Origin of the sequence: Actinoplanes sp. NPDC051494 (assembly GCF_044454705.1) — a bacterium.
Classification (GTDB): domain Bacteria; phylum Actinomycetota; class Actinomycetes; order Mycobacteriales; family Micromonosporaceae; genus Actinoplanes.
Window position 1 is genome coordinate 272,551 of sequence record NZ_JBITDZ010000007.1, and the last position, 26,044, is coordinate 298,594.

At 73.0% G+C, this 26,044-nt stretch carries 22 protein-coding genes and 2 pseudogenes; 16 read left to right on the forward strand and 8 right to left on the reverse strand.

Features of this window, described 5'->3' with window-relative positions; translation table 11 throughout:
• Positions 1 to 61: 61 nt before the first annotated feature.
• Positions 62 to 1,612, reverse strand: a complete 1,551-nt coding sequence (locus ACIA6A_RS24730) for a M1 family metallopeptidase (RefSeq protein WP_396100212.1) — start codon at positions 1,610 to 1,612, stop codon at positions 62 to 64.
• 277 nt (positions 1,613 to 1,889) lie between these two features.
• Between ACIA6A_RS24730 and ACIA6A_RS24735 the strand changes: the two genes are divergently transcribed.
• The 3 genes and pseudogenes from ACIA6A_RS24735 to ACIA6A_RS24745 all read left to right on the forward strand — a co-directional run bounded on the left by ACIA6A_RS24735 (position 1,890) and on the right by ACIA6A_RS24745 (position 4,476).
• A complete protein-coding gene (locus tag ACIA6A_RS24735) occupies positions 1,890 to 2,783 on the forward strand; it encodes an acetyltransferase (protein WP_396100213.1) in 894 nt (297 codons plus the stop codon).
• A 119-nt stretch (positions 2,784 to 2,902) separates the two neighbouring features.
• Positions 2,903 to 3,613: an L-ribulose-5-phosphate 4-epimerase AraD gene (gene araD / locus ACIA6A_RS24740; protein ID WP_396100214.1), complete on the forward strand. Its 711-nt coding sequence runs from the start codon at positions 2,903 to 2,905 to the stop codon at positions 3,611 to 3,613.
• Between the two features lie 178 nt (positions 3,614 to 3,791).
• Positions 3,792 to 4,476: pseudogene (locus ACIA6A_RS24745) on the forward strand (class I SAM-dependent methyltransferase).
• Here the strand turns inward: ACIA6A_RS24745 and ACIA6A_RS24750 are convergent.
• On the reverse strand, positions 4,451 to 5,311 hold the full coding sequence (locus ACIA6A_RS24750; protein WP_396100215.1) for a DUF1932 domain-containing protein: 861 nt from the start codon (positions 5,309 to 5,311) through the stop codon (positions 4,451 to 4,453). The pseudogene ACIA6A_RS24745 and the gene ACIA6A_RS24750 overlap by 26 nt on opposite strands.
• 46 nt (positions 5,312 to 5,357) lie before the next feature.
• Between ACIA6A_RS24750 and ACIA6A_RS24755 the strand changes: the two genes are divergently transcribed.
• Positions 5,358 to 6,143 carry a phosphotransferase gene (locus ACIA6A_RS24755; protein ID WP_396100216.1) on the forward strand — a complete coding sequence of 262 codons (786 nt, stop codon included), beginning with the start codon at positions 5,358 to 5,360 and terminating at the stop codon, positions 6,141 to 6,143.
• Here ACIA6A_RS24755 and ACIA6A_RS24760 read toward each other — a convergent pair.
• Positions 6,118 to 7,242 carry a DinB family protein gene (locus ACIA6A_RS24760; protein ID WP_396100217.1) on the reverse strand — a complete coding sequence of 375 codons (1,125 nt, stop codon included), beginning with the start codon at positions 7,240 to 7,242 and terminating at the stop codon, positions 6,118 to 6,120. The two genes, ACIA6A_RS24755 and ACIA6A_RS24760, sit on opposite strands and share 26 nt — an antisense overlap.
• Positions 7,243 to 7,460: 218 nt before the next feature.
• Positions 7,461 to 8,294 (reverse strand): annotated as a pseudogene (locus ACIA6A_RS24765) (DUF1028 domain-containing protein).
• 445 nt (positions 8,295 to 8,739) lie between these two features.
• On the opposite strand from ACIA6A_RS24765, the gene ACIA6A_RS24770 reads away from it, so the two are divergent.
• Positions 8,740 to 9,093: a hypothetical protein gene (locus ACIA6A_RS24770; RefSeq protein ID WP_396100218.1), complete on the forward strand. Its 354-nt coding sequence runs from the start codon at positions 8,740 to 8,742 to the stop codon at positions 9,091 to 9,093.
• Here the strand turns inward: ACIA6A_RS24770 and ACIA6A_RS24775 are convergent.
• The 4 genes from ACIA6A_RS24775 to ACIA6A_RS24790 all read right to left on the reverse strand — a co-directional run bounded on the left by ACIA6A_RS24775 (position 9,040) and on the right by ACIA6A_RS24790 (position 11,972).
• Positions 9,040 to 9,423: a hypothetical protein gene (locus tag ACIA6A_RS24775; protein ID WP_396100219.1), complete on the reverse strand. Its 384-nt coding sequence runs from the start codon at positions 9,421 to 9,423 to the stop codon at positions 9,040 to 9,042. The two genes, ACIA6A_RS24770 and ACIA6A_RS24775, sit on opposite strands and share 54 nt — an antisense overlap.
• Positions 9,420 to 10,028 (reverse strand): GrpB family protein, encoded by a 609-nt coding sequence (locus ACIA6A_RS24780; protein ID WP_396100220.1) that lies wholly within the window; start codon positions 10,026 to 10,028, stop codon positions 9,420 to 9,422. The genes ACIA6A_RS24775 and ACIA6A_RS24780 overlap by 4 nt, the downstream gene beginning before the upstream one ends.
• A gap of 73 nt (positions 10,029 to 10,101) precedes the next feature.
• The gene (locus tag ACIA6A_RS24785) at positions 10,102 to 10,692 is read right to left on the reverse strand and encodes a LuxR C-terminal-related transcriptional regulator (protein ID WP_396100358.1); all 591 of its coding nucleotides are present in this window, start codon (positions 10,690 to 10,692) and stop codon (positions 10,102 to 10,104) included.
• Positions 10,693 to 10,736: 44 nt separating this feature from the next.
• Positions 10,737 to 11,972 carry a sensor histidine kinase gene (locus tag ACIA6A_RS24790; protein ID WP_396100221.1) on the reverse strand — a complete coding sequence of 412 codons (1,236 nt, stop codon included), beginning with the start codon at positions 11,970 to 11,972 and terminating at the stop codon, positions 10,737 to 10,739.
• A gap of 109 nt (positions 11,973 to 12,081) precedes the next feature.
• Between ACIA6A_RS24790 and ACIA6A_RS24795 the strand changes: the two genes are divergently transcribed.
• The 11 genes from ACIA6A_RS24795 (at position 12,082) to ACIA6A_RS24845 (ending at position 25,742) form a co-directional block, all read left to right on the forward strand.
• Complete coding sequence (locus ACIA6A_RS24795) at positions 12,082 to 12,828, forward strand: ABC transporter ATP-binding protein (protein WP_396100222.1); 747 nt, start codon at positions 12,082 to 12,084, stop codon at positions 12,826 to 12,828.
• On the forward strand, positions 12,825 to 14,909 hold the full coding sequence (locus ACIA6A_RS24800) for an FtsX-like permease family protein (protein WP_396100223.1): 2,085 nt from the start codon (positions 12,825 to 12,827) through the stop codon (positions 14,907 to 14,909). Before ACIA6A_RS24795 ends, ACIA6A_RS24800 begins: the two co-directional genes overlap by 4 nt.
• Positions 14,910 to 15,005: 96 nt before the next feature.
• Entirely contained in the window at positions 15,006 to 16,553 is a 1,548-nt protein-coding gene (locus ACIA6A_RS24805) for a long-chain fatty acid--CoA ligase (protein ID WP_396100224.1), read from the forward strand.
• A gap of 142 nt (positions 16,554 to 16,695) precedes the next feature.
• Positions 16,696 to 18,003 carry a hypothetical protein gene (locus ACIA6A_RS24810; RefSeq protein WP_396100225.1) on the forward strand — a complete coding sequence of 436 codons (1,308 nt, stop codon included), beginning with the start codon at positions 16,696 to 16,698 and terminating at the stop codon, positions 18,001 to 18,003.
• Positions 18,003 to 18,968 carry a glutamate ABC transporter substrate-binding protein gene (locus ACIA6A_RS24815; RefSeq protein ID WP_396100226.1) on the forward strand — a complete coding sequence of 322 codons (966 nt, stop codon included), beginning with the start codon at positions 18,003 to 18,005 and terminating at the stop codon, positions 18,966 to 18,968. The genes ACIA6A_RS24810 and ACIA6A_RS24815 overlap by 1 nt, the downstream gene beginning before the upstream one ends.
• Positions 18,969 to 18,976: 8 nt before the next feature.
• Entirely contained in the window at positions 18,977 to 20,167 is a 1,191-nt protein-coding gene (locus ACIA6A_RS24820) for a hypothetical protein (protein ID WP_396100227.1), read from the forward strand.
• A complete protein-coding gene (locus ACIA6A_RS24825; RefSeq protein ID WP_396100228.1) occupies positions 20,164 to 22,353 on the forward strand; it encodes a tetratricopeptide repeat protein in 2,190 nt (729 codons plus the stop codon). Before ACIA6A_RS24820 ends, ACIA6A_RS24825 begins: the two co-directional genes overlap by 4 nt.
• Entirely contained in the window at positions 22,350 to 23,327 is a 978-nt protein-coding gene (locus ACIA6A_RS24830; RefSeq protein WP_396100229.1) for a PP2C family serine/threonine-protein phosphatase, read from the forward strand. The genes ACIA6A_RS24825 and ACIA6A_RS24830 overlap by 4 nt, the downstream gene beginning before the upstream one ends.
• Before the next feature lie 8 nt (positions 23,328 to 23,335).
• Positions 23,336 to 24,601: a VWA domain-containing protein gene (locus tag ACIA6A_RS24835; protein ID WP_396100230.1), complete on the forward strand. Its 1,266-nt coding sequence runs from the start codon at positions 23,336 to 23,338 to the stop codon at positions 24,599 to 24,601.
• Complete coding sequence (locus tag ACIA6A_RS24840) at positions 24,598 to 25,233, forward strand: FHA domain-containing protein (RefSeq protein ID WP_396100231.1); 636 nt, start codon at positions 24,598 to 24,600, stop codon at positions 25,231 to 25,233. The genes ACIA6A_RS24835 and ACIA6A_RS24840 overlap by 4 nt, the downstream gene beginning before the upstream one ends.
• Positions 25,234 to 25,289: 56 nt before the next feature.
• Complete coding sequence (locus tag ACIA6A_RS24845) at positions 25,290 to 25,742, forward strand: DUF1707 domain-containing protein (RefSeq protein ID WP_396100232.1); 453 nt, start codon at positions 25,290 to 25,292, stop codon at positions 25,740 to 25,742.
• The last annotated feature ends 302 nt before the right edge of the window (positions 25,743 to 26,044 follow it).

Sequence of the window (26,044 nt, forward strand, 5' to 3'; positions counted from 1 at the left end):
GGTGCCCGGCCGGGCACCACCCCTTCTCGTGCGTCAGTGCTCGTGTGTCAGTGCTCGTGCGTCAGTGCTCGTGCATCAGGGCGTGCCCCTGCTGGATCCTTATCAGCGAGACCGGCTTCTCCACGGCGGCGGCGGCCTTGCGGGCCGTCGTCGCGCCGGTGAGCTCCGGCTTGGACGGGGTGTACAACCACGTGTCGAACAGGTCGTCGAGCTCCAGCCCGGAGATCTGCTCCGACAGCGCGACGAACTCGGCGGTGGTCGCGTCGCCGTACCGGTGCTGAGCGGTCCAGGTCCGCAGGATGGCGATGAAGTCGTCGTCGCCGACCGCGTGGCGCAGCTGGTGCAGCGTCATCGCCCCACGGTCGTAGACGGCACCGTCGAACAGCAGCGGGGCGCTCGGGTCACCGGGCTCGACCGTCCAGAAGTCGGCGGGCTCGGTGGCGTACAGATAATCGAAGATCTCATCGGCCGTGCCCTCGCCCTCCTTCTCGGACCACATCCACTCGGCGTAGCTGGCGAAGCCCTCGTTGAGCCAGATCTCCTTCCACTGGGCGACCGAGACCGAGTCGCCGAACCACTGGTGGGCGTTCTCGTGGACCACGACGTACGGGTTGGCGCCGGCCCGGAAGAACGCCGACGAGTAGTTCGGGCGGGTCTGGTTCTCCAGCGCGAAGCCCAGCGTCGACGGCGGGGTGACCACCCCACCGCGCGCCGTGAACGGCCACGGCCCGAAGACGCCGGCCTCCCAGTCGGTGATCTCCGCGGTCCGCTCGACACTGGCCCGCGCCGCGGCGTCGAAGTCGTCCGGCAGCAGCTCCGAGTACGCGTTGATCACCGGGGTGCCGTCGGCGGTGACATCACGGGTGATGTCGTACTGGCCGATCGTGATGAACGCCAGGTAGGTGGCCTGCGGCTTGGCCGACCGCCAGTACCACCGGCTCCAGCCCAGCAGCTCCGGCGTCGGGTTGCGCGGCTGGACGCCGTTGCTGATCACCTCGACGCCGTCCGGCACCGCGACCGAGACGTCGAACGTAGCCTTGTCGGACGGGTGGTCGTTGCTCGGGAACCACCACCACGCCTCCTCCGGTTCCCCGACCGCCACGGCACCGTCCGGGGTCCGGATCCAGGCCGTGTACCCGGCGGCGACCTTGTTGGACGGCACCCCCGAATACGTGACCACGACGGTCAGCGCCGACCCGTCGGCGACCGCCCGGGCCGGCGTGACCACCAGCTCGTGGTCACCCACCCGCTTGAACGTCGCGGGCCGGTTGTTCACCTGGATCGAGGCCACGTCCAGGATGAAATCGAGGTTGAACGAGCTGAGGTCCTGCTGCGCGGTGGCCAGGATCGTCGTGGTCCCGGTCAGCCGGTCCTGCTCCGGGTAATACCGCAACCGGATGTCGTAATGGGACACGTCGTAGCCGCTGTTGCCGTAGTCGGGGAAATACTCGTCCCCCAGTCCGGCGCCACCGGGCGCGGGCGCGGCAGCGGCGGGGGCGGCCGTCCCGGCGAGAGCCAGCACTGTGGCGGTAATCGCCACCAGTAGTCGTCGCACGGTCGAGCTTCCTTCCTTCGGCGGACCGGGAACCCCGGCCCGACGCGGATGAGTCATCAGCGAACCTATCGAAGAGCATCGACATGTGCCCGCATTTCCGAGTTCATCCTTGTCAACACCTGACGACGATCGCGGGCTTTCCCGGATCGGCCCACCCTTACGGGCCGCGGACAGCCGGTGATACGTTCTCGGGTACGCCGTCGAGCTGGGAGGAGGTCAGAACAATGTCCGATGTTCTGCGCCCCGCCCGCGTACCGGCGTCCACGCGGCCTTGATCGTTCGGCTTGATCAAGAGGTACTGATCCGGGGCGTTCCCTGCCGGAGGTAATGCCTTATGACCGCTGTGGTCATCCGCCCGCTCGTCGCGGGCGAGGAAAGTCTGTTCGAGTCCATGACCGATCCGCTCCCCCAGGTCCGCACGATGCCGTACGCCGACGGGCTCGCGGCCGGCGGGTTCCGGCCCGAGCACACCTGGGTCGCGCTGGACGACGGCCGGGTGGTCGCCCGGGCCGCCTGGGTGCTGCCGCCCGGTGCGGTCGGCCGGCCCCGGCTGGAGCGCTTCGATCTCGAGGCCGGCCCGGAGGTCGGGGCCGCCCTGCTCGACGCCGCCCACGAGGCGCTCGGCGCCCGGATGGTTTACCACATGGCGCTGCCCGCGTACTGGCGGAACCAGCCCGGGGTGCGGGAGCTGGGCGAGCGCCTGATGGCCGCGGCCCGGCTGGCCGGGCTGGTCGAGGGACGGGAACGCTACCGCTGCTCCTGGACCGGTGGCACGCTGCCCGAGCCCTCCGGCCGGCACACGGTCCGGCCGGCCACCGGTACGGCGGAGATCCGTGCGCTGGTCGCCACGATCGCCGGGCCGGAGGTGCTGACCGGGGCGGAGACGGCCCTGGTGGTGGGCGGCGTGGACCTGGCCACCGACCCGCTCGCCTGGACCGGTGAGACGCCGGACGACTGGCGGGTGGCGCTGCGCGACGGGGTGCCGGTGGGGCTGGCCGGCACGGCCGGTGACGCCTGCTTCCCCCAGCTGGTCTACCTGGGCTTTCCCGGCGAGCGGGCGGAGTCACGGGCGGACCTGCTCGCCGACGCGGTGACGGCGCTCGCCGGCGGTGGGGCCCGGGAGGTGGTCGCGGACGTGGACGCGTACCGGGTCGCGGTGCTCGCGGAGCTGGAACGGACCGGTTTCCGCCGGTTGCGCTCGCGCATCACGTTCGCACCGGCCGGCTGACAACGATCGACCGCGGCGTGCCCCCTGGGCCCGCCGCGGTCCCCACCTGCCCGGCGACCAGCGGCGTTGGATAGTTTTTGGCTGCGGTTGTCCAACCGACGGCGGAAGGTGATGGAGACGTGACGACATACGGGTCGGATGAGCTGCGGCAGGCTGTGCTGCGGGCGAACCTGGTGATTCCGAAGGCCGGGCTGGCTCAGCTGACCTGGGGAAACGTCAGCGGAATCGATCGGGAGGCCGGGCTCTACGTGATCAAGCCGTCCGGGGTGGCCTACGACGACCTCACCGCGGACATGCTGGTGCCGGTCGAGCTGGCGACCGGGAAGGTGCTCGGGGGCGACCTGCGCCCGTCGGTGGACAGCGAGAGCCACCGCGCGTTCTACCTGCTGTGGCCGTCGGTCGGGGGTGTGACGCACACCCACTCGGCCAACGCGGTCGCGTTCGCCCAGGCCGGGATCGACATCCCGGTGCTCGGCACGACGCACGCGGACTCGTTCGACGGCCCGGTCCCGGTGGCCCGGCAGCTGACCGTCGAGGAGTGCGCGCACGACTACGAGCTGAACACCGCGAAGGCGATCATCGAACGGATCGGCACCGACGAGGACGCGGTGAGCATGCCGGCCGCGCTGGCCGCCAACCACGGGCCGTTCACCTGGGGCGCGACCCCGGGCAAGTCCGTCGAGTACGCCGTGATCTGCGAGGCCGTCGCGGAGATGGCGCTCAAGACGCTGGCGCTGAACCCGGCCGCCAGCACGCCGCGGCACCTGCAGGAACGCCACTTCAAGCGCAAGCACGGCCCGGACGCGTATTACGGCAACGCGCGCCCGTAACGATCCGGCGCACCGCCTCCGCACGGGGTGGTGCGCCGGACTTTCTCAGTGGGCGTGCGCCCATTAGAGTGGGCGCATGCCCACTTCAGCGGAACCACACCGTCACCGCAACGCCGCCGAATCCTTCGGTACGGACGCCGAACGGTACGACCGCAGCCGCCCGCGCTATCCCGCCGCCATGATCGAGCGGATCATCGCCGCCTCCCCCGGCCCCGACGTGCTCGACGTCGGTGTCGGCACCGGCATCGCCGCCCGGCAGTTCCAGGCGGCCGGCTGCACCGTGCTCGGCATCGACCCCGACGCCCGGATGGCCGCGCTGGCCCGGGATCACGACCGAGGTGGCCACGTTCGAGGACTGGGGCCCGGCCGGGCGTACCTATGATCTGGTCACCGCGGCGCAGGCCTGGCACTGGATCGACCCGGTCGCCGGCCCGGCCGCGGCGGCCCGGGTGCTCCGGCCCGGCGGCAGGCTGGCCCTGTTCTGGAACGTCGGCGACCCACCACCGCAGACGGCGGCCGCGTTCGCCGAGGTCTACCGCCGGGTGCGGCCCGACCTGCCGGCGTTCCCGGCGGGGCAGTCCGCCCTGGCCGCCTACGCGGCCGGGTTCGACAAGGCGGCCGGCGACATCCGCCGCTCCCAGGCGTTCGACGAACCGGAGCAGTGGCGCTTCACCTGGGAACACACGTACACCCGCGACGCGTGGCTCGACCAGGTCCCGACCACCGGCACGCACACCACGCTCCCCCGGGCCGACCTCGACACAATTCTCACCGGCCTCGGTGACGTCATCGACGCGGCGGGCGGCAGCTTCCCCATGCATTACACCGCCGCGGTGGTCACCGCCCGCGTGCGGCCGCGCTGAGCAGCGCCACGGTCTCGGCCGGTGTACGGGAGCGGACCGACTCCGGGTCGGCGTCCGCGAGCTCCGTCGTGGCGATGTCCGCGTAGACGGCGGCGAACGCCTCGAACAGCGCCGGGGTCAGACCCGCGCCGGACTGGGTCGCGGCGATCTCGCGCATCTCGCCGACGAAACGGTGCGCCTTCGTCGCGGAACGGGGCACCGACGCGGAGCTGTCCAGGCCGTTGCGGGCCAGGTCGGCCAGGACCTCGTCGAGGACGCCGTGCCGGTCCGCCGTACGCATCGCCTGGGTCACCAGCGCGGTCAGGCCCTTGTAGACGCTGGCCGTACACATCTTGAGCGCACTGGCCGCACCCGGGTCGCCGGGCAGGACCACCGGCTCGACCTGGTCCGCCCAGGGCAGTGCGGCGACCTCGGCCGCCCGCGGCCCGGACAGGTAGATCCGCGCGCCGGGAGTCGCGGTCGGCGGCGGCCCGGAGATCGACCCGTCGACCAGCGGCAGACCGTCGAGCCGGGCCATGACCCCGGCCAGGGTCAGCGGCGAGACCGCGTTCAGGTCGGCGACCAGCGGGGTGACACCGGCCTCCCGGGCGGCGGCCGCGATGCTCCCGGCGGCGGCGAGGGCCCGGTCTGGTGGGGTCACCGACAGCAGGACGTCGGCGGCGCGGACCACCTCGGTGAGCGTGGGCAGCATCTCCAGCCCGGCCCCGGCGGCGAGGCGCCCGGTGCGCGCCGAACGGCCCTCCAGCGTGGCCACGACCCGGGCGCCGCCCTTGAGCAGCGCCCAGCCCAACCCGGCGCCCATGTACCCCGGACTCACGATCCCGACAGTGACCATCCCCCGATTCTGTCACCACGGCGCGGGCCGACTAGTTTCGCGAGGCATGGAGCAGGAGAACCGGCTCGCCGGGGGCAACACCGGTGGGGCCGTCCGGGTCGGGGACACCGTGCGGCGCGAGGCCGGGGCCTGGTCGCCCTCGGTGCACGCGGTGCTTCGGCATCTGGAGGCCGAGGGGTTCACCGGGGCGCCGGTCGCCCGGGGGTTCGACGAGCGCGGCCGGGAGGTGCTCGGTTACCTGGACGGGGAGACGGTCGGCGAGACGAGACCGTGGCCGGCGTGGGTGCACAGCGATGATGCCTTGCGGCAGGTCGGCGTCTGGCTGCGGGACTACCACGCGGCGGTGGCGGATTTCGTACCCGCCGGGGACGCGGTCTGGCGCGATGGCGGGCGGTGGGCTCCCGGGATGATCATCGGGCACAACGATGCCGGGCCCTACAACGCGGCGTGGCGGCACGGGCGCCTGACGGGGTTCTTCGACTGGGATTTCGCCGGGCCGGTGACCCGGGAGTGGGATCTGGCCTTCACCGCGTTCGCGTGGGTGCCGCTGCACGCCCGGCACGTCGTGGCCGCCGAGGGGTTCACCGCGTTCGGGGACCGGCCGCGCCGGTTGCGGCTGCTGCTCGATTCCTACGGGTGGGCCGGGCCGCTCGATGCGTTCGTGGCGATCGTCCGGGAACGGGTCAGCGCGTCGGCGGCCGGGATCCGGCGGATCGCCGACACCGGCGACCCCGCGTTCACGATGATGCGGGACCGCGGGGTGGACACGGATCTGGAGACCGCCGTACGCGAGATGGGCAGCCTGCTCAGGCCGGCAGAAGCTGGGGAATGACGGCCTGCAGCGCGGGGGCGCAGCGGTGGGCGTCGGCCGCGGTGATCCAGGCGACCTCCTCGATCTCCGAGGTCGGCACCGGCTCCCGGTCGGGCACAGCGTCCGGTGGGGCGGTGAAGCAGACCAGCCGCACGTTGGTGCCGGGCCGGCCGTACGCGGGCAGGACCGTCTCGAGGACCTGGGTGAACCGGCCGGCCGGCACGCGCAGGCCGGTCTCCTCCTCGACCTCGCGCGCGGTCGTCTCGGCGAGCGTCTCCCCCGCCTCCGGGGTGCCGCCGGGCAGGAAGAACGCGTCCTGCCCGGCGGGCCGCACCACCAGCAGCCGGCCGTCGCGCACCCACGCCCAGGTCGCGGCCACGACCACCGGGGTCAGCACGGCCAGGTCCCGCTCGGCGAACGTGTGGTGCTCCCACTCCTCGTTGAGGATCGTGGACAGGCAATCGCGTACCGAATAGCTCTCCGGCTCGGGGTATCCGGGCTCGGTCACCGGCTCGGTCGAGCTGTCCAGTTTCTCGTCGGTGAGCTCCGCGAGGACCCGGCGCATCGTGGCCGTCCGGCCGGCCCGCACCGCCAGGACCTCGTCGAGCGACGGCCGGGCATCGCGGTCGCGGGGCACGCCCGGGGAGTCCGGCATGTCGTCGTGCGGCAGGTCGAGCGGATGCCACGGCACGGCCTCGCCCAGCACCGCCCGCACCACCCAGGCGTCCGTCGCGAACGACAGGTGCCGCAGGGTCTCGATGAAGGACCACTCCCCGTCGACCCGCTCGTGCAGCAGCGGCTCGGGCAGCTCCCGCGCCCGGTCGACGGTCTGTTGCCAGCGTCGTTCCAGGATCTGCCAGGCCCGGCGGAAACCGGCCGGGTCGCTGGGGCGCATCGCGGCCCGGTCCGGATCGCGCCGGTTCAGCTCGGCCTCGACCAGCGGCATGACGTCGACACCGTTGACCAGCAGCTTCCCGAAATCCCCGGCGAGCTCCAGACTGCTCGCGTAGGCGCCCCGGATCACCGCACCGGACAGATCCACCTCGTGGAAACGGGCGTCCCGCAAGCGTACGAACCGGAACCGGGCACCGGCGAGATCCTGCTGGTTGAAGTCGGGCATCGGATCACTCTCTCCCCGCGACGGCGATCAGTTGGTCGAACGTGCGCTCAAGAACCGCACGGCGCGACCCATGCGCGAGACCATAGCGGGACCCTCCGACAAAAGTACGACCGATGCCCGGGCCCCGGTCCACACGCGACCCGGCTGCGACCCCACCCGGGTGCCGCCACCGCCGGGCTGACCTGCCACCCGAGCTCAGGGCCCGCCCCCACCGGCGGTCAGCGACCTGCTCGCAGAACGTCGAGGACCAGCGGGTCGATGGATCCGGCCACGACCCGCTCCTCGAGGTTCTCGATGCCCGCCCACGAGGCCAGGTCGGCGTCCAGGTCACCGGTGTGGTGCCCGGCCGCCTTCAGCCGGTCGCGGACCTCGGCGCCCAGGTCACCGTCGAGCGGGAGCAGCGTCGCCGGATCCGGGCGCTCGAAGTACAACGTGTGCATCTCCAGCAGCCGGGCCAGTTCGGTGACCGGTGCCGGGTGGTCGTCGACGCGCAGGTCGACGACGACGTCGCTCGTCCCGCCGTACCCCATGCCCTTGGCGACCACCAGCAGAGCCGCGCTCTGCCGCCCCCGCCGGTCACCGCCGGCCTCGTCCCCGGCGCGCAGCGCGGCGAGCAAGCGGTACGCGAGCCGGTCCACCCCCGCGTTCGCCAGCCACGTGTCCCGCATCCCGTCCACGACCTCCGGCCCGGTCAGCATGTTGCCCTGGATCGCGTAGCCGTCCCCGGCCGCGCCACCGGCCCAGTCATGACAGGCGCCGCCGGTGAACGTGGCACCGTCGCCGCTCACGCCGACCATGCCGACCTGGCGCTGGTCCACCGGCCCGGCGTCCCCGGCGATCAGCGCCGCCACGGTCTGCTCCGCCGCCACGCCCGTACCCAGCAGGGCCAGTGCCTGCGGGCGGTAGGCGAGGTTCGCTTACGACTGGGTCGCCACCGCGCCCACCTCGGCGAGCGCGGCCGGCACCGCCGCGCCGGCACCCAGGAACTTGCTCGCCACGGCCACTCCCAGCGCGCTGCCGTCAGCCGAACGCGCCACGATCGAGAACGTCATGGGCGCACGGTAGCCCAGCTGTACCACGGCCGGGGAACACTGCAGGTCATGCGGTGGATACCCATCGCCGCCGACGCCGGGGTGGGCGCCCGGCCGGCGTGGTCCTGCTCCGGGCTCTCCCGGAGTTTCCTGGCCCGGCCGTGACAGGCCGCGCGCGGGTACGCACATGGTGCCAACGCCCTTGGACAATGCGCCCCCGAGGAGCAGATTTGACCGGGGCGGACCAGACCTCGTCACCGCCGCGCCCGCCGCCGCCCTCGGCGTAGCCGGCGACGGATCGGGGCCCCGCGTCCTGCGGTGACCCCGGTCGGTGCCGCGGGCGGGACGGGTGGTTGCCGTCCCCCGCCCGCCCGCGGTCCCGCCCACGATCGTGTTCCCGCCCGGGATCCGCCGCCGTGGGTGCGATGATGACCGGACCTCCCCATCTGAGCGGAAGTCCCAGGTCATGAACAAGATGTACGCCCTCGCCGCGGTGGCTTTCGGTCTGCTGGCCTGGTCCGGGGCCGGTGCTCTTGACGACCGGGTCCCGGGCCTGGCGGTGCCGTTCCTCGTCGTGGGCCTGGGCGGTTGCGTGGGTGCGACGGCCCTGCTGGCCGCGGCGCGGTGGCGGGCGGTGGCGGTCCGGCTCGTGGTGCGCCTGGTCATGGGCGGCGCCGCGGTGGTCGCGTTCGTCGCGGGTGCGGTCCTCGCCCCGCTGGGTGACGAGCGCGTTTTTGTGCTCGTGGTCGACGCCGTCGTGGCGGGCTCACTGGCCGCGTTCGCCCTGCTCTCGGGGCGTCGCCTGCCCGCTGCCGTCTGAGCCGGCGACCTGCAGCAGGGCTCGCAGCCGGCGGGTCACGTCGGCGGTGGTGTGCCCGTCCCACCCGGGTGCTGTCGCGGCCTCGGGCACGCCGTCGAACAACGACCAGCTCGCGGGCCGGTAATGGTTGCTGACCTGGCCGGTGGGAAGCTGCGCCACGACGATGAACCAACCGCCCCCGAAACATGGTTCACCGTCGTGGTGCCGCCAGGATCGGACCACGGGATACCCGGCGGCCAGCCAGGAACGGACGGCGTACGCGTGGTAGAGCCGCCTGAACTCGTACAGCTCGTCGAAGGTGTGGAATCCGTCGGAGACGCTGCCGGTCATCGCCGGGCTGCCCTGGCCCGGGTCTTGATCGCGTGGATGACGTCGTTCTTGGCGTCGGCGTAGTCGTTCATGTCGTCCCACCGCCGGCTGATCAGGTCCCGTTTGACCTGCTCGTACAGGGCCCGGTCGTCCGCGTCGGCGCGCAGGTGGTCGCGGAGCAGGAGATAGTCGTGCACCGCCGCGGCCCCCCGCTCGTACACGTGCACGTGGACGTCGCGGGCCGGCGTGCGCACGAGCCGGTGCCCGGGCTCGCGGACCCGCAGCTCGTAACCGGCGGCCAGCAGCCCGTCGAGGTAGTCCTCCTCCGCGGTGATGTCGGGCACCGCGACGACGATGTCGACGATCGGCTTCGCGGCCAGTCCGGGCACCGAGGTGGACCCGATGTGCTCGACCTCGGCGTCCACCGCCGCGAGCGCGTCGAGGATCAGGCGCCGGTGCCGGAGGTATTCCTGGGCCCACCGGGCGTCATGGTCCCGAAGGCCGGTCTCGAGCGCTTCCGGGCCACCGATGATCTCGACCGTCGTGACCTCCGGCCGGCGCGGCTCACCGCTGTTCGTCTCACCGCTGTTCGTCTCGCCCCTGTTCGTCTCATCGCTGTTCGTCACCAGCACATCCTTCTCTGTTCGTGAGGTGGGCAGCCGACGAACATAACTCCCGCCGGACCACACCGCAAGCGGTTCAGCCGGCGCGGAGGTAGGCGAGGACGGCCCGGACGCGACGGTGGTCGTCGGCGTCCGGGGGGAGGTCGAGTTTCGCCAGGAGGCTGCCGATGTGTTTGGCCACCGCGGCTTCCGTGACGACCAGGGTGCGGGCGATCGCGGTGTTGGAGCGGCCCTCGGCCATGAGGCCCAGGACCTCGCGTTCGCGGGGGGTCAGCCGGCGCAGCGGGTCGTGGCGGCGGCCGAGGAGCTGGCGGACCACGTCCGGGTCGACGACCGTGCGGCCGGCGGCCACCCGTTCGAGCGCCTCGACGAATTCCTCGACCTCGCCGATGCGGTCCTTGAGCAGGTAACCGACGCCCGCCGAGCGGCCCGAGTCGAGCAGTTCCGCGGCGTAGGTCTGCTCGACGTACTGGCTGAGGACCAGGACCGGGAGGTCCGGGTCGGTGGCGCGCAGCGTGATCGCCGCCTGCAGGCCCTCGTCGCTGAAGCCCGGTGGCATCCGGACGTCGGTGACCACCACGTCCGGTTTCGTGCCGGCGACCGCGGTCATCAGGGCCGGGGCGTCGCCGACGGCCGCGACCACGTCGTGGCCGAAGCGGCGGAGCATGCCGGCGATGCCCTCACGGACGATGACGCTGTCCTCGGCGATCACTACCCGCACGGGATCTCCACGTGCACCAGGGTAGGCCCGCCGGGTGGGCTGGACAGCGCCACCGTGCCGTCGACCGCGGCGATCCGGTCGGCGAGGCCGATCAGGCCGGTGCCGCGGCCCGGGTCGGCGCCGCCGCGGCCGTCGTCGCGGACGTCGACGTGCAGGCGTCCGTCGTGGATCGACGCGGTGACCGCGGCCCGGGTGGCCGCGCTGTGCTTGGCCACGTTCGCGAGCGCCTCGACCACGACGAAGTACGCGGCCACCTCGACCGGGTCCGGCAGCCGGCCGGTCACCCGGAGATCCAGGTCGACGGGTACGGGGGCATGCCCGGCCGCCTCCCCCACCGCGGCCGTGAAACCCCGGTCGGTCAGCACCTTGGGATGCACGCCGCGGATCAGTTCGCGCAGCTCGGCCAGGGCTTGCCGGGCGAGGTCCTGCGCGGCGGCCAGCGACGCCGCGGCGCTCGAACCGGGCGCCACCTCGAGACGGGCCAGACCGAGCTGCATGCTCAGGGCGACGAGCCGTTGCTGGGCCCCGTCGTGCAGGTCGCGTTCGATGCGCCGGCGTTCCACCTCGAACGCGTCGACGAGCCGGGCGCGGGAGCGGGTCACCTCGACCAGTTTCGCGTCGGTGTCGTCGCTGCGGGGTTCGAGGATCGCGCGGGCCATCGCGGCCCGGGCCCCGGCCCAGGCGGTGACCGGGTACGCGGCGATGACCAGGGCGAGCGGGGTCACCAGGGTCAGCGGCAGGGTGACGCTCAACGGGCGGTCGTCGACGTAGAGCGGGGCGAACAGGAACGACGTCGGGATGAACAGGGCCGCGGCCACGATCGTGGCGTCCATCCAGCACAGCACCAGCGCGGACACCGTGGTGTAGCCGAGCTCGCGCCAGGTGGACTGCTCGCGGAGGCGGAACATGAGCCAGGTGCGCAGGCCGGGACCGGGTGGCCGGCGGTGCGGGTCGGGCAGCGGGTCGTGGTCGATGAGGCGCATCCGGCGCCGTTCCAGGCGGCCGACCGCGATCCCGGACAGCAGCGTCGCCACGTAGCAGATCAGGCCGACGACCACCACGGACAGCACGAGGCCGACGGTGAGCAGCCCGATCACCACGAAGATGGTGGCGAAGCCGATCAGCGCGCCGCCGGTCAGGTAGGCGAGCGAGCGCCACGGCCAGGACGACACCAGGAACCGGGTCGGGCGCATGGCCAGCGCTTCGAGGGCGTTGCGGGCCGGCATGACCGCGACGCTACCCGGGCCCGGCGGCCCCCACATTAGTGCTGGATATACCTTTTACCCTCGCCCTGGCGCGACTGTGCCCGGGCCGGCCGGCGACCAGGCTGGCGGCATGACCATCACGAGTATCCGGACCGCGGTCGAACTGCGGTCCGTCTCCCGGACGTACGGGCACGGCCCGGCCGCCGTCACCGCCCTCGACCGCGTCGACGTGACGATCGCCCCGGCCAGTTTCACCGCGGTGATGGGCCCCTCGGGGTCCGGCAAGTCCACTCTGCTGCACTGTGCGGCGGGCCTCGACCGGGTGACCAGCGGCGAGGTGGTGATCGACGGGGTGCCGTTGGGCGGGCTCTCCGAGCGGGCGCTGACCCGGCTGCGGCGCGACCGGGTCGGTTTCGTGTTCCAGGCGTTCAACCTGATCCCGGCGCTGAGCGCGGAGCAGAACGTGGAGCTGCCGCTGCGCCTGGCCGGCAAGCGGCCGGACCGGGACGAGGTGCGCGCGATGCTCGCCGAGGTGGGGCTCGCCGACCGGGCCGGGCACCGGCCCAGCGAGCTGTCCGGCGGTCAGCAGCAGCGGGTCGCGATCGCCCGGGCGCTGGTGTCGCGGCCGGCGGTGCTGTTCGCGGACGAGCCGACCGGCGCGCTCGACACCGCGGCGTCGCGCGACGTGCTGCGGCTGCTGCGCCTCGCCGTCGACCGGCACGCGCAGACCGTCGTGATGGTCACCCACGACCCGTACGCGGCGGCGCAGGCCGACCGGGTGCTGTTCCTGGCCGACGGGCGGGTCGCCGACCAGCTCACCGGCCCGGTGGACGCGGCCGGTATCGCCGTGCGGATGGCCCGGCTGGAGGAGCGGTGAATCTCGCGTGGACGATGGTGCGGCACCGGTTCGGCGCCTTCGCGGGCACGTTCGTGGCGATCGCGCTGGGCGTGGCCCTGGTGGCCGGCGCGGGTTCGCTGTGGGCGTCGTCGCGGCCGCAGGCCCCGGAGCGCCTGGCCGGTGCCCCGGTCCTGGTCCATTCCCCGAGCGCCGGCACCGGTGACGACGGCCTCCCGGACTATCGGCCGTGGACCCCGGCGCAGGCGTCCGCGCTGGCCGGCAAGCTGGCGACGGTGCCCGGGGTGACGGCGGCCGTCCCCGATCCGGCCTTCTACGTGCAGCGGCTGGTGGACGGGCGGGCCACCGGTGACCCGCAGACCTCGCTCACGGCCGGGCACGCCTGGTCGTCGGCGGCGCTGGGCGGTTACCGGCTGACCTCGGGCCGGGCGCCGGTGAAGGCGGGCGAGGTCGTGCTGGGCGACGGCGTCACATCGGCCGGGAAGGTGGAGGTCGTGACCGCCGAAGGGGCGGCCACGTGGACGGTGACGGGGAGCATGGACGGGCCCGGGTTCTATGTGAGCGACGCGGAGGCGGCCGAGCACGCTCGGCTCGTACAGGTGATCGGTCTGTCCGGCGACGCGGACCCGGCGGCGGTGCGGTCCGCGGTGGGCGGCGACGGTCTGGTGTGGACCGGGGGTGAGCGCGACCAGGTCGAGGACGAGTCGGTGACCCGGATCCGGTGGCTGGGGGCGCAGCTGATCATCGCGATGCTGTTCCTCGGCACGTTCGCCGCCGTCTTCGTGGTCTCGTCGACGTGTGCCCTCAGCGCGGCCCAGCGCCGCCGCGAGATCGGTCTGCTGCGGGCCGTCGGGGCGACACCCGGACAGGTCACCCGCCTGATGTACGCCGAGACCCTCGTCGTGGCCGTGCTGGGTGGAGCCGTGGGCGTACCCGCCGGCGCCCTGGCCGCTCCCCTGCTCGCGCCGCCGCTGGTGGACGCCGGTCTCGAACCGGCGGGCTTCGCCGTGTCGCCGCAGCCGCCGGTGCTGGCGGCCGCGTTCCTGCTCGGGATCCTCGTATCGTTGGCCGGGGTGGCCACCGCGGCGCGCCGGTCGAGCCGGGTGCCGGCGCTGGACGCGCTGCGCGACGCCGCGGTGGAGCGCCGGGCCATGACGGTGCCGCGCTGGGTCCTGGGTCTGCTCACCGCGGCCGGGGGTGGGGCGCTGACCGTGGCGCTGCCGGCGTTGCCGGTGATGACGCAGACCACCGCGGCGCTGTTCGCCGCGATGCTGATGCTGGTGGCCGCCGCGTTGCTGGCCCCGGTCGTGATCGTGCCGCTGGTGCGGTTGGTGACCTGGCCGTGGCGGCGCTCGGCGACCGGGATGCTGGTCCGGGAGGGCACCCTGACCGGGGTACGCCGGGTGGCGTCGACCGCCGCGCCGGTGCTGCTGACCGTGGGGTTCGCGACGTTGCTGACCGGCACGATCGCCACCATCAACCAGGCGACGTCGATCGACGAGACGGCGAAGCTGGGCGTGGCGACGGTGGCGGTCCCGGACAACACCCCCGGGTTGTCCGCGGAGGCGGTGCGGCGGCAGCGGGGCGAGCCGATCCGGGAGCGGGACAGCAGCGTCATGGTGGAGGCCGTGCTGCTGGACGGTCCCGCGGTGCCGGCCGCCGGCCTGAAGGAGCTGACCTCGGCCGAGTACGTCCGGGCCCGGATCGACGAGGAGGACCAGATCATCCAGCTGTTCCTGGTCGTGCTCGTGTCGCTGACCGTGGGCTACACCGGGGTGGCGGTGGCGAACACGCTGCTGATGGCGACCGCGGCGCGCCGGGGGGAATTCCGGGCGGTGCGGCTGGCCGGCGGTGGCACCGGGCACGTGCTGCGGATCGCGACCGGGGAGGCGTTGCTGGCCGTCACGGCCGGCACGCTGCTCGGTGGTGGGGTGGCCGTCGCCGCCCTGCTGGGGATGCAACGGGCTACCGAGCACGAGCTGAAGCAGAGCATCGAGCTCGTGGTGCCGTGGGGGCAGGCCGTTCCGGTGGTGGTGATCTGTGCCCTGATCGCGGTGATCGCGGCGGGAACGCCGGTGCTGCGGCACTCCCGGGAAACATGACCGAAACGGTGGGTTCTTCTGCACAGGCCGGGCATGTTGGGATGAGACCGTCGTCACAGCACACCGTTGGCCAGCACACCGTTGGAGGGCCCCCGCATGCTCAACCTCTCCGTCTTCCTGGAGGACAGCGCCCGTAACCACCCCGAGCGGGCGGCGGTCGTCATGGGCGCGCAACGGCTCACGTACGCTCAGGTGGACGCCGCCGCCAGCCAGGTCGCCGCGATGCTGGTGGCCCGCGGCATCCGGCCCGGCGACAAGGTGGCGCTGTCGTGTCCCAACCTGCCGTACTTCCCGGTCGTCTACTACGGCATCCTCAAGGCCGGTGCCGTCGTCGTACCGCTGAACGTGCTGCTCAAGGGCCGGGAGATCGCCTACCACCTGGACGACTCGGACGCCAAGGCGTACTTCTGCTTCCAGGGCACGCCCGAGCTGCCGATGGGCGCCGAGGGCCGCACCGGGTTCGACCGGACGCCCGGCTGCGAGCACTTCTTCCTGATCACCGCGGACCCGGCGGCCGCCTCGCCGATCGAGGGCACCGAGACGCTCGGCCAGGCGCTCGCCGGGCACCCGCCGGTGTTCGAGACCGTGCTCGCCGACGAGAACGACCCGGCGGTCATCCTGTACACCAGCGGGACGACCGGGCAGGCCAAGGGCGCCGAGCTGAGCCACGCCAACCTGGTGCTCAACGCGCTGACCTGCAACCGGTTGTTCGGGGCCGCGCCCGCGCAGGACACCCACCTGCTGGTGCTGCCGCTGTTCCACTCGTTCGGCTCGACGGTGAACATGAACGCCGGCTTCTCCACCGCCGCGACGCTGGTGCTGATGCCGCGCTTCGAGCCGGCCGGGGCGGTCAAGCTGCTCGAGAGCGAGCGGGTGACGTTCTTCGCGGGCGTGCCGACCATGTACTGGGGGCTGCTCAACGCGCTCGGCGACGGGGTGGACGTCACCCGGATCGCGGCGAACATGCGGGTCGCGGTCAGCGGTGGGTCCGCGCTGCCCGTGGAGATCATCAAAGCGGTCAAGGAGCGGCTCGGCCTGACCATCCTCGAGGGGTACGGGTTGTCCGAGACCTCCCCCGTGGCGACGTTCAGCCCGCTGACCGCCGAGTCGCGGCCGGGCTCGATCGGCGTACCCGTCTGGGGCATCGAGGTGAAGCTCATCGACGCGGAATGGAACACGATCGAGGGACCCGACGAGATCGGTGAGATCGCGATCCGGGGCCACAACATCATGCGCGGGTACTACCAGCGGCCCGAGGCGACCGCCGAGGTGATGAAGGACGGCTGGTTCCGCAGCGGCGACCTGGGCCGGCGCGACAAGGACGGCTGGTACTACATCGTCGACCGCGCCAAGGACATGATCATCCGGGGTGGCTTCAACGTGTACCCGCGGGAGATCGAGGAGGTCCTGATGACCCACGAGGCGGTTTCCCTGGCCGCGGTCATCGGGGTGCCGGATCCGCGGCACGGCGAGGAGATCAAGGCGTACGTGATCCGCAAGGACGGCGCCACGGTGACCGAGGAGGAACTCGTCGCCTGGGGCAAGGAGCAGATGGCGGGTTACAAATACCCGCGCGTCGTCGCATTCGTGGACACGCTCCCGATGACCGCGACCGGGAAGCTGCTGAAGCGCGCGCTGACGTGACGAAATCGTGAGGGACCTGGGGCTAGATCGTTTGCGTCGATACGGCACAGTGTCGGGTGTGAGCGCACCAGCACGCACGGCATCGCCGGCACCCGCGCGACCGAGCCAGGTCCCGGTCCCGGCGGTCCCCCACGCGCCCGTCGTGGCCGGGCCCCCTGCGACCGGGCCGCTCGTGACCGGGCCGCTCGTGACCAGGCGTGGCCCGGTGGCCCGGTTCGCCGAGCTGCGGCGCACCACACCCGGCCGGCTGCGGCTGCTCCGGGCCGGCCTGATCGTGCTGGCCCTGCTCACCGGTCTGGCCGGCGGCGTCACCGCGGCAGCGTCGCGGGCCGGCACCGACGACCTCGGCAACCGGTCGCAGCCGCTGCTGCTCGAGGCCGAGACCGTCTGGTCGGCGCTCGCCGACGCCGACGCCACCGCCGCGCAGGCGTTCCTGACCGGCGGCCTCGAACCGGCCGAGCTGACCACCCGCTACGACGCCGACCTGGAACGGGCCGCCACCGCGCTCACCTCGGCGGCCCGGCGCGCCCCCGAGGACAGCGAGGCGGGCCGCGCGGTACGGGAGCTCGCCGGCGGCCTGCCGCGTTACGCCGAGCTGATCGCCGGCGCCCGCGCCAACAACCGGCAGGGCCTGCCGGTCGGCGCCTCCTACCTGTCGGCGGCCTCCCAGCTCAACCGCGACACGCTGCAGCCCGCGGCGGAACGCCTGCTGACCGCGGCCGAGTCCGATGTCGAGGCCGGTTACGGCGACGCCCGCAGCTCCGGCTGGACGGCGCTGCTGACGGTCCTGCTGATCACCCTGCTCCTCGCCCTGCTCCTCGCCCAGGTACAGCTGAGCCACCGCACCCGCCGCACGTTCAACGTGCCGCTGGTCGCCGCCACCGTGGTGACGCTGCTGCTCGGGCTCACCACGCTCGGGATCCTGGCCACCCAGCGGGCCCACCTGCGCGCCGCCGACGAGGACGGTTCCCGGCCGGTCGCGCTGCTCGCCCAGGCCCGCATCCTGGTGCTGCAGCAGCGCAGTGACGAAGCGCTGACCCTGGTCGCCCGCTCCGGCACCGACGACCGGTCCGAGGCCCGCTTCCAGGACGCCGGCAAGCAGCTCGCGACGCTGTTCGCCCGGACCGACGCCGACGCGGCCGTCCGCGACGCGCAGGCCGCCCACGACACGTACGACACGGTCCATAGCGAGGTGCGGACGCTGGACAAGAACGGCGACTACGACCAGGCCGTACGCCTCGCCATCGGGGCGGACACCACGGCCACGTTCCAGGACGTCACCGACGACCTCGGCCGGGCACTGGAGGCCCGCAAGGAGTTCTTCGCCCACGAGAGCGACGTCGCCGGCAACGGACTCGGCCTGCTGAGCTTCCTCGGGCCGCTGCTCGCCCTGGCGGTCTGCGCCCTGGTCGTCACCGGTCTGCGGGCCCGGCTGGAGGAATACCACTGATGCGTACCCGTGCCGCCGCCCTCGTCGCGGCCCTCACCCTGCTCGCCGTCACCGCCTGCTCCGGCGACACGTCCGGGCCGTCCGACCGGGTCCGCCCGGAGACCGGCCCGTCCACGGAACAGGCCGCGCCCGAGGCCGCGGCGCCCGCCGACACCTCGTGCAACCCGCGGGCCAGCCGACGGCCGTCCGGGGCGCTGCCGGCCGCCGGGAAGATGCCGGCCGGCACGTACATGCGCAAGATCCAGGAGCGCGGCTACCTCATCCTCGGCACCAGCCAGGACACCCTGCTGTTCAGCTCGCGCAACCCGTTCACCGGGGCGATCGAGGGCTTCGACGTGGACATGGGTCGCCAGATCGCCCAGGCCGTCCTCGGTGATCCGGGCAAGATCAGGATCAAGGTCATCCCGTACGCGGACCGGTCCGAGGTGGTCGCGGACGGCACCGTGGACATCGTGGCCGACACGATGACCGCCAACTGCGCGCGCTGGAAGGACACCGACTTCTCCAGCATCTACTACGACGCCGGCCAGAAGGTGCTGGTGAAATCCACCTCGGACGCGCGCGGTATCGACGACCTCGGCGGCAAGAAGATCTGTGCCGCGGAGGGCTCCACGTCGTACACGAACATCGGCGCGGCCGCGTCGAAGCCGACCGCGGTCGCGCTGGCGACGTTCGGTGACTGCCTGGTGGCGTTCCAGCGCAACGAGGTCGACGCCATCTCCACCGACGACACCATCCTCGTCGGCCTGTCCGCCCAGGACCCGTACGCGAAGATCGTCGGCCCGGCCCTGTCCAAGGAGCCGTACGGCATGGCGATCTCCAACGCGCACCAGGAGTTCACCCGGTTCGTGAACGCGGTGCTGGAGAAGAACCGGGCGAACGGCACCTGGAAGAAGACGTACGAGCGCTGGCTCGGCGACCTCGGCCCGGCCCCGGCGCCACCCGCGGCCGAGTACAGGGACTGACCCCGGCGATGACGCAAGCCTTCCCCGCGCTGCTGGGCCGGGCGGACAACGAGCTCTCCCGCCTGGAGGCCGCCGCCACCACCATCGCGGCCAACCTGGTCGACCTCGACGACAACGCCGCCCGCAAGGACCTCGACCGCGGCCCGCTGACCGGCCGCACGGCCACCGCGTGGCAGGACGCCACCGCCGCGCTGACCCAGCTGTGGGACGGCTACGGCATGCTGACCGCGCTGATCACCTCGGCCCGTACCGTCCGCGGGCAGCGGCGCTTCGGCGACGACGAGCGCTCCGCCTACATCGACCAGGTGCTCGGCCGCTCGATCACGCTGTCCACCACCACCGTGCCGCTCGCCCGCCGCGGCCTGCTCGGCGCGGGCCAGGTCAGCACCACCTGCTCCCCCGCCGAACTGCTGTCGGCGATGGAGGCCGCGTTCCGCACCGCGGTGTCCGTGGCGACCTGGGCCGGGGAACGCTGGGCCAAGCTGCTGCCCGAGACCGCCGACGCCGCCGCGCGCCTGGCCCACCTGCGGTCGCTGACCCGCTCGGCCACGCTCGACGAGGCCGACGTGCGGCTCGGCGACTTCACCGCCACGCTCGCCACCGACCCGCTGGGCTGCGACGACAACACCCTCGACCGGGTGCAGGAGCTGCTCGACCGGGCCGACGCCGAACGCACCTCCGCCGACGAGCTGCGCGAGACGCTGAGCCGGCGGCTCGCCGACGCGCACACCGTGGCCACGAGACTCGCCGACGCCGCACGGACCGCCGCGGCCGCCGAGGAATCCGTGGCGGGCCGGTTCGCCGACGCCGACATCGTCCGGATCGGCGGGCCGGACCTGCGCCCCGACCTCGCCGCGATCGACGCGCTCGCGGCGGCCGGGCACTGGGCGCTGATCAGCCCCCGGCTCGCGGCCTGGAACCGGCAGGCCACCCAGCGCCTCGCCGCCCTGGCCGACGCCGCCGCCCGCAACGCGGGACAGCTGTCGGCCCGCAACGAGCTGCGCGGCCGGTTCGAGGCCTACCGGGCGAAGGCGGCCAGCCGCGGCCTCGCCGAGCATGACACCCTGGTGCCGCTGGCCGACCAGGCCCGGGCCACGCTGACCGAGGCGCCCTGCGACCTGGACGCCGCCCGCGCCGCCGTGGCCGGGTACCAGGACGCGGTCGCCGCTCTGACCAGTGCGAGGGAGGGCCTGCGATGAAGTGCCCGCGGAACTGCCCGGGGACCGTCGAGGACGGCTACTGCGACACCTGCGGCATGGCGCCGCCCAAGGACGCCACCGCTGCCTCGTCCGCGCCGAGACCGCGGACGGCCACGGCGCCCTCGCTGCGGACGGGCGCGCTCTCCACCCGTACCGGAGGATCGTCGCGGACCGGCAGCAGCCGCAGCGTCTCCCGACGCCGTTTCGGGGGTGGCCTGGTCGACGTCGCGCCGCTGGAGCCGCGCGACCCGAGCACGGCGATCATGGCCGTCGCCGAGGTGCCCGAGGACAAACGCTACTGCGCCAAGTGCGGGAACCCGGTCGGCCGCTCGCGGGGTGACCGCCCCGGGCGTACCTCCGGGTTCTGCCCGTCCTGCGGTGAGGCCTTCGACGTCACCCCCAAGCTCGCCAAGGGTGACCTGGTCGGCGGGCAATATGAGGTGGTCGGCGCGCTGGCGCACGGCGGGCTCGGCTGGATCCACCTCGCCGTCGACAAGAACGTCTCGGACCGCTGGGTGGTGCTCAAGGGCCTGCTCAACGCCGGGGACGAGGACGCGCTGGCCGCCGCGGTGGCCGAGCAGCGGTTCCTGGCCGAGGTCGAGCACCCGGGCATCGTGAAGATCTACAACTTCGTCGAGCACGACGGTGCCGGTTACATCGTCATGGAGTACGTCGGCGGCGAGTCGCTCAAGGACATCCTCAAGAACCGGCGGGCCCGGGCCGGCGCGCCCGACCCGCTGCCGGTCGAGCAGGCCATCGCGTACGTCCTGGAGGTCATGCCGGCGTTCGGCTACCTGCACGACCGCGGGCTGATCTTCTGCGACTTCAAGCCGGACAACGTCATCCAGACCGGCGACCAGGTCAAGCTCATCGACCTCGGCGGGGTCGTGCACATCGACGACCAGGACGCCGCCATCTACGGCACGGTCGGCTACCAGGCGCCGGAGATGGCCACCGAGGGCCCGTCCGTGCAGAGCGACATCTACACGATCGGGCGCACCCTGGCGGTGCTCACCACCGACTTCCGGGGCTACCAGAGCACGTTCAAGGACAGCCTGCCCGAGCGTGCCGACGTCGAGGTCTACCAGCGGCACGAGTCGTTCTTCCGGTTGCTGCAGCGGGCCACCCGCCCGGTCGCCGCCGAACGGTTCACCGACTCCCTCGAGATGACCGAGCAGCTGCTCGGCGTGCTGCGCGAGGTGCTGGCCGCCGGCGGCGACCCCCGCCCGGCCACGTCGCGGCTGTTCACCGGCGAGATGCGCACCGAGGGCAACCGCGACGAACCGCAGTGGCGGTTCCTGCCGGCGCCGATGGTGGACCTGACCGACACCGCCGCGGCGTTCCTGGCGTCGGTGACCGTGACCGACCCCCGCGAGGTGCTCACCCTGCTGGGCAAGGCACCCGAGCACACCATCGAGGTGCAGCTGCGGGCGCTGCGGGCATACATCGACGTGGGCCCGGACGCGTACCCGCAGGCGGCCCAGCTGCTCGCCGCCATCGTCACCACCCACGGACAGGACTGGCGTGTCGGCTGGTTCGACGGGCTGCTGGCGCTGGCCTCCGGTGACCCCGGGCGGGCCCGGGACCGGTTCGACGCGGTCTACTCGGCGCTGCCGGGCGAGCTCGCCCCGAAACTCGCGCTCGGCCTGAGCCTCGAGCTCGCCGGGCGCCACGCCGAGGCCGCGGGGTACTACGACGTGGTCAGCCGCACCGATCCGGCGTACACGACGGCGGCGGCCGGGCTGGCCCGGTGCCGGCTCGAGATCGGCGACCGGGACGGTGCGGTCGAGGCGTACAACCGGGTGCCCGGGACGTCGGCGGCCTACCGAAGCTCGCAGGTCGGGGCGGTCCGGGCCCTGGTCCGCGCCGAGACCCGCGGGCCGGCCGATGTGGTCGCGCTGGCCACCGCGGCCCAGCTGATCGAACGACTCGAGATGGAGGCGGCCCAGGTGGCGGCGTTGCGGGCGGAGTTGCTGGAGCGTGCGCTCGCGGCGATCGGCAAGGGCCTCAAAGTGCCGCAGGCGGTGCTCGGCGGGACCGCCGCCCCGTCCGCCGCCGTCGTCGAACGCGAGGTGCGGTTCGCGCTGGAGGGCGCGTACCGCGAGATGGCCCGCGCCACCGCCGGGCCGGACCGGATCCGCCTGGTCGACCAGGCCAACGCCGTACGCCCGAGGACCCGCACATGAGCGACACCGAGGCCTGTCCGGCCTGCGCCGACGAGCAGAGCGCCGGAGCGGCGTTCTGCGAGAGCTGTGGCCGCGCCCTGGCCACCGGCGTGACCCGTGAGGTGGGCACCGACTGCCCGTCCTGCGGCTCCACCGCGACGGTGGGCGCCGACAGCTACTGCGAGAACTGCGGCATGCTCGCCGGGCGCCCGCGCGACCACGTCGAGGCCGACGCCGCGCCGGTCGCGGCCGCGGTGACCGACCGGGGCATCCGGCACCGCCGCAACGAGGACGCGATGTGGCTGGCCGTGCGCGGCACCGACGTCGACGTCGTGGTCTGCGACGGGGTCTCCACCTCCGCCGACCCGGACGTGGCGTCGGAGACCGCCGCCGAGGCCGCCGGCAAGACGCTGGCCACCATCGATGAGGCCGGCGCGGGGCTGGAGTCGCTGGTCGGTGCCGCGGTCAAGGCCGCCGGGGCCGCCGTCGCGCTGCTGCCGGAGAACGGCGACCCGGCCCGGCTGTCGTCCAACCCGGCCTGCACGATCGTCGCCGCCGTCGTGCGCGGTGGCGAGGCCGCCTACGGCTGGGTCGGTGACAGCCGCGCCTACTGGGTGCCACGCGACGGCGGCACCGCCGAGCAGCTCACCGAGGACGACTCGTGGGCCACCCACGCGATCGCGATGGGCGCCGACCCGCAGACCGCCTGGAACGACTCGCGGGCCCACGCCATCACCGCGTGGCTCGGCGCCGACGCCGGCATCGTGCGGCCCCGGACCGGCACGCTGCGGCCCACCACCCCCGGCCTGCTCGTGCTCTGCTCCGACGGGCTGTGGAACTACCGCACCGACCCGGCCGCCTTCGCCGCGGCGGTGCACACCGCCGTACAGGACAATCCTGATCTGCTGTCCGCCGCCCGGGCCCTGGTCACGCTCGCCGTCGACGCGGGCGGCGCGGACAACATCACCGTCGCACTCATGCCGATCACCCCCTAGGAGAGCTTGTGGCATACACCGCCGAGGCGTTTCAGAACGAGTTCCTCGCCCTGGGCGCGACCGAGGTCAACGCGATCGTCACCGTCACGTCCACCGGCGCCGAGGGCGGCCGGCGCACCAGCGGGGCCAGCGAGATCATCATCGTGGACTGCTCCGGGTCCATGCAGGCCGAGGGCCGGATGCCCGCCGCCCGGCAGGCCGCCAAGGCCGCGGTCAACTGCCTCGACGACGGCGTCCACTTCGCCATCATCGCCGGCGTCAGCACCGCCCAGCAGCTGTACCCGGCGCCCGGGCAGCTCGCCGTCGCCACCCCCGAGACCCGCGCCCAGGCGGTGCACGCGATCGACCGGCTGCAGGCCAACGGCGGCACCGCGATCGGCGCCTGGCTCAAGCTCGCGCACCAGCTGTTCGCGCAGCGTCCGGGCGACATCGCCCACGCCATCCTGCTCACCGACGGCGAGAACGGCGAGTACAAGGGATACCTCGAGAGCGTGCTGCAGGAGATCGGCGGCACGTTCACCTGCGACTGCCGCGGCGTCGGCACCAACTGGACCGTCCAGGAGCTGCGCAAGGTCGCCGGCGCGCTGCTGGGCACCGTCGACATCGTGGCCCGCCCGGCCGACCTCGCCGCGTCGTTCACCCAGATGATGACCGCGGCCATGGGCAAGACCAGCGCCGACGTGCAGCTCAAGGTCTGGACCCCGGTCAACACCACGGTCCGCTTCGTCAAACAGGTCGAACCCCAGGTCGCCGACCTCACCGGCAAGCGTACGGAGGACGGCCCGCGCGCCGGCCGGTACCCGCTCGGCGCCTGGGGCGCGGAGAGCCGCGACTACCACGTCTGCGTGGACGTGCCCGCCGGCGCGGCCGGCGACGAGATGCTCGCCGCCCGGGTGTCCGTCGTGGAGGGTGCCGACGTGTTGAGCCAGTGCCTCGTGCGCGCGGTCTGGACCGAGGACTCCGCGCTGTCCGCCAGGATCAACCGCCAGGTCGCCCACTACACCGGGCAGGCCGAGCTGGCCGACGTGATCCAGGCCGGCATCGAGGCCCGCAAGTCCGGCGACGACCACACCGCGACCATCAAGTTCGGCCGCGCGGCGCAGCTCGCCCACGCCAGCGGCAACACGGCCACCGAGGAACTGCTCGCCACCGTCGTCGACATCGAGGACGCGGCGACCGGCACGGTCCGGCTGCGGCGCAAGGTCGAGGCCGCGGACGAGATGGCCCTGGACACCCGCTCGACGAAGACGGTACGGGTGGGCCGGGCGCAATGACGACGTACACCTGCCCCAAGGGTCACGACTCGTCGGCCGACGACTTCTGCGATACCTGCGGCGCCCGGATCTCGGGGGCGGCGCCTGTCGCGGCACCCCCGGCAACCCTCGCCGCTCCCACCGGCGGCGTCCCCTGCCCGCACTGCGGGACGCCACGGGTGGGGGCGGGGCGGTTCTGCGAGGACTGCGGCTTCGACCACCAGACCGGCAAGATCCCGGTGCTCACCGCCCCGGCCCCGGTCACCGCCCCGGCGTCGTGGACCGCGTCCATCGCCCCCGACCGCGGTTACTTCGAGGCCAACGCGATCGAGGGCGTCGACTTCCCGGCCACCGCGGCGGCGCGCACGGTCGTCGTCGCACCCCCGCAGATCCGCATCGGCCGTGCCAGCACGTCGAAGGGCACCGCCCCGGAGATCGACCTGCGCGACGACGACCCCGGGGTCTCGCACAGCCACGCGCTGCTCACCCTGAGCGTGGACGGGGTGTGGCTGCTATCGGACCTCGGCTCCACCAACGGCACGTACCTCAACGACGAGCAGAAACCGCTGACCGCCGGCCAGAGCCGCGCCCTGAACCCCGGCGACCGCATCCACGTGGGCGCCTGGACCACGATCACGCTGCACACTTCCTGAGCTTTTGCCACGATCGCCCGCGCCGGGCCGGGCCGGCGCGATACGGTCAGCCGACCATGAAGGACGAGCGCATCGGGACGGTGCACCGCACCCAGGTGATCGACCTGCTGAACCAGGCGCTCACCGAGGGCGGCCTCACCGAGCCCGACTACGACAGCCGGGTGGTGGCGGTCAGCACCGCCACCTACGCCTCCGACCTGGTCAGCCAGGTCCAGGACCTCCCACCGCGCCTGCAGTGGGACCCGCGCAACGCGGCCCCGCCCACCCCGCCGGACCGCAACGCCGGCCGCAGCGCGCTGGTCCTCGGCATCCTGTCCGTCCCGCTGTCGTTCTGCCTGATCGGCGGCCTGCTCGGCGTCGCGGCCATCGTCCTGAGCTTCCGCGGCCGCGGCGCCCACGGCGTCGGCCCGGCCCTGCTCGGCCGGGTCCTGGGCATCGTCGGCCTGGTCCTCACGGTCGGCGCTGCGGTCGGCCTGGTCATCGTGGCCCGCAACCCGACCTCACCCTGACGCCCACGTCACCCTCACGCCCACGTCACCCTCACGCCCGGCGGGTGTACACCGGCCGCCGCACAGAACCGGCCATTACCGTACCGGTCCGATCAACCGCCTTTGTCGTTACTGGCTTTCCCTTTGCCCGCAACGACTTTCGCGTGCCAGCATCCATATAGGACCTGTGATACCGATCGATCCGGGAGGTGTTCCATGGCACGCACGCTGCAGGATGTGGCGGCCCGTCTGCTGGGCCGCAAGCGAATGACCGGCCGGTACAAGTACTGGTGGTACCACCACGAGGGCTGATCAGCCCGCTC

What these genes read in the sequence shown, in the direction of transcription:
- ACIA6A_RS24730 (WP_396100212.1), bottom strand. Translation starts at nt 1,612, where the DNA reads ATGACTCATCCGCGTCGGGCCGGGGTTCCCGGTCCGCCGAAGGAAGGA.
- ACIA6A_RS24735 (WP_396100213.1), top strand. Translation starts at nt 1,890, where the DNA reads ATGACCGCTGTGGTCATCCGCCCGCTCGTCGCGGGCGAGGAAAGTCTG.
- ACIA6A_RS24750 (WP_396100215.1), bottom strand. Translation starts at nt 5,311, where the DNA reads ATGGTCACTGTCGGGATCGTGAGTCCGGGGTACATGGGCGCCGGGTTG.
- ACIA6A_RS24755 (WP_396100216.1), top strand. Translation starts at nt 5,358, where the DNA reads ATGGAGCAGGAGAACCGGCTCGCCGGGGGCAACACCGGTGGGGCCGTC.
- ACIA6A_RS24760 (WP_396100217.1), bottom strand. Translation starts at nt 7,242, where the DNA reads ATGCCCGACTTCAACCAGCAGGATCTCGCCGGTGCCCGGTTCCGGTTC.
- ACIA6A_RS24770 (WP_396100218.1), top strand. Translation starts at nt 8,740, where the DNA reads ATGAACAAGATGTACGCCCTCGCCGCGGTGGCTTTCGGTCTGCTGGCC.
- ACIA6A_RS24775 (WP_396100219.1), bottom strand. Translation starts at nt 9,423, where the DNA reads ATGACCGGCAGCGTCTCCGACGGATTCCACACCTTCGACGAGCTGTAC.
- ACIA6A_RS24785 (WP_396100358.1), bottom strand. Translation starts at nt 10,692, where the DNA reads ATGCTCCGCCGCTTCGGCCACGACGTGGTCGCGGCCGTCGGCGACGCC.
- ACIA6A_RS24790 (WP_396100221.1), bottom strand. Translation starts at nt 11,972, where the DNA reads ATGCCGGCCCGCAACGCCCTCGAAGCGCTGGCCATGCGCCCGACCCGG.
- ACIA6A_RS24795 (WP_396100222.1), top strand. Translation starts at nt 12,082, where the DNA reads ATGACCATCACGAGTATCCGGACCGCGGTCGAACTGCGGTCCGTCTCC.
- ACIA6A_RS24805 (WP_396100224.1), top strand. Translation starts at nt 15,006, where the DNA reads ATGCTCAACCTCTCCGTCTTCCTGGAGGACAGCGCCCGTAACCACCCC.
- ACIA6A_RS24815 (WP_396100226.1), top strand. Translation starts at nt 18,003, where the DNA reads ATGCGTACCCGTGCCGCCGCCCTCGTCGCGGCCCTCACCCTGCTCGCC.
- ACIA6A_RS24820 (WP_396100227.1), top strand. Translation starts at nt 18,977, where the DNA reads ATGACGCAAGCCTTCCCCGCGCTGCTGGGCCGGGCGGACAACGAGCTC.
- ACIA6A_RS24825 (WP_396100228.1), top strand. Translation starts at nt 20,164, where the DNA reads ATGAAGTGCCCGCGGAACTGCCCGGGGACCGTCGAGGACGGCTACTGC.
- ACIA6A_RS24830 (WP_396100229.1), top strand. Translation starts at nt 22,350, where the DNA reads ATGAGCGACACCGAGGCCTGTCCGGCCTGCGCCGACGAGCAGAGCGCC.
- ACIA6A_RS24840 (WP_396100231.1), top strand. Translation starts at nt 24,598, where the DNA reads ATGACGACGTACACCTGCCCCAAGGGTCACGACTCGTCGGCCGACGAC.
- ACIA6A_RS24845 (WP_396100232.1), top strand. Translation starts at nt 25,290, where the DNA reads ATGAAGGACGAGCGCATCGGGACGGTGCACCGCACCCAGGTGATCGAC.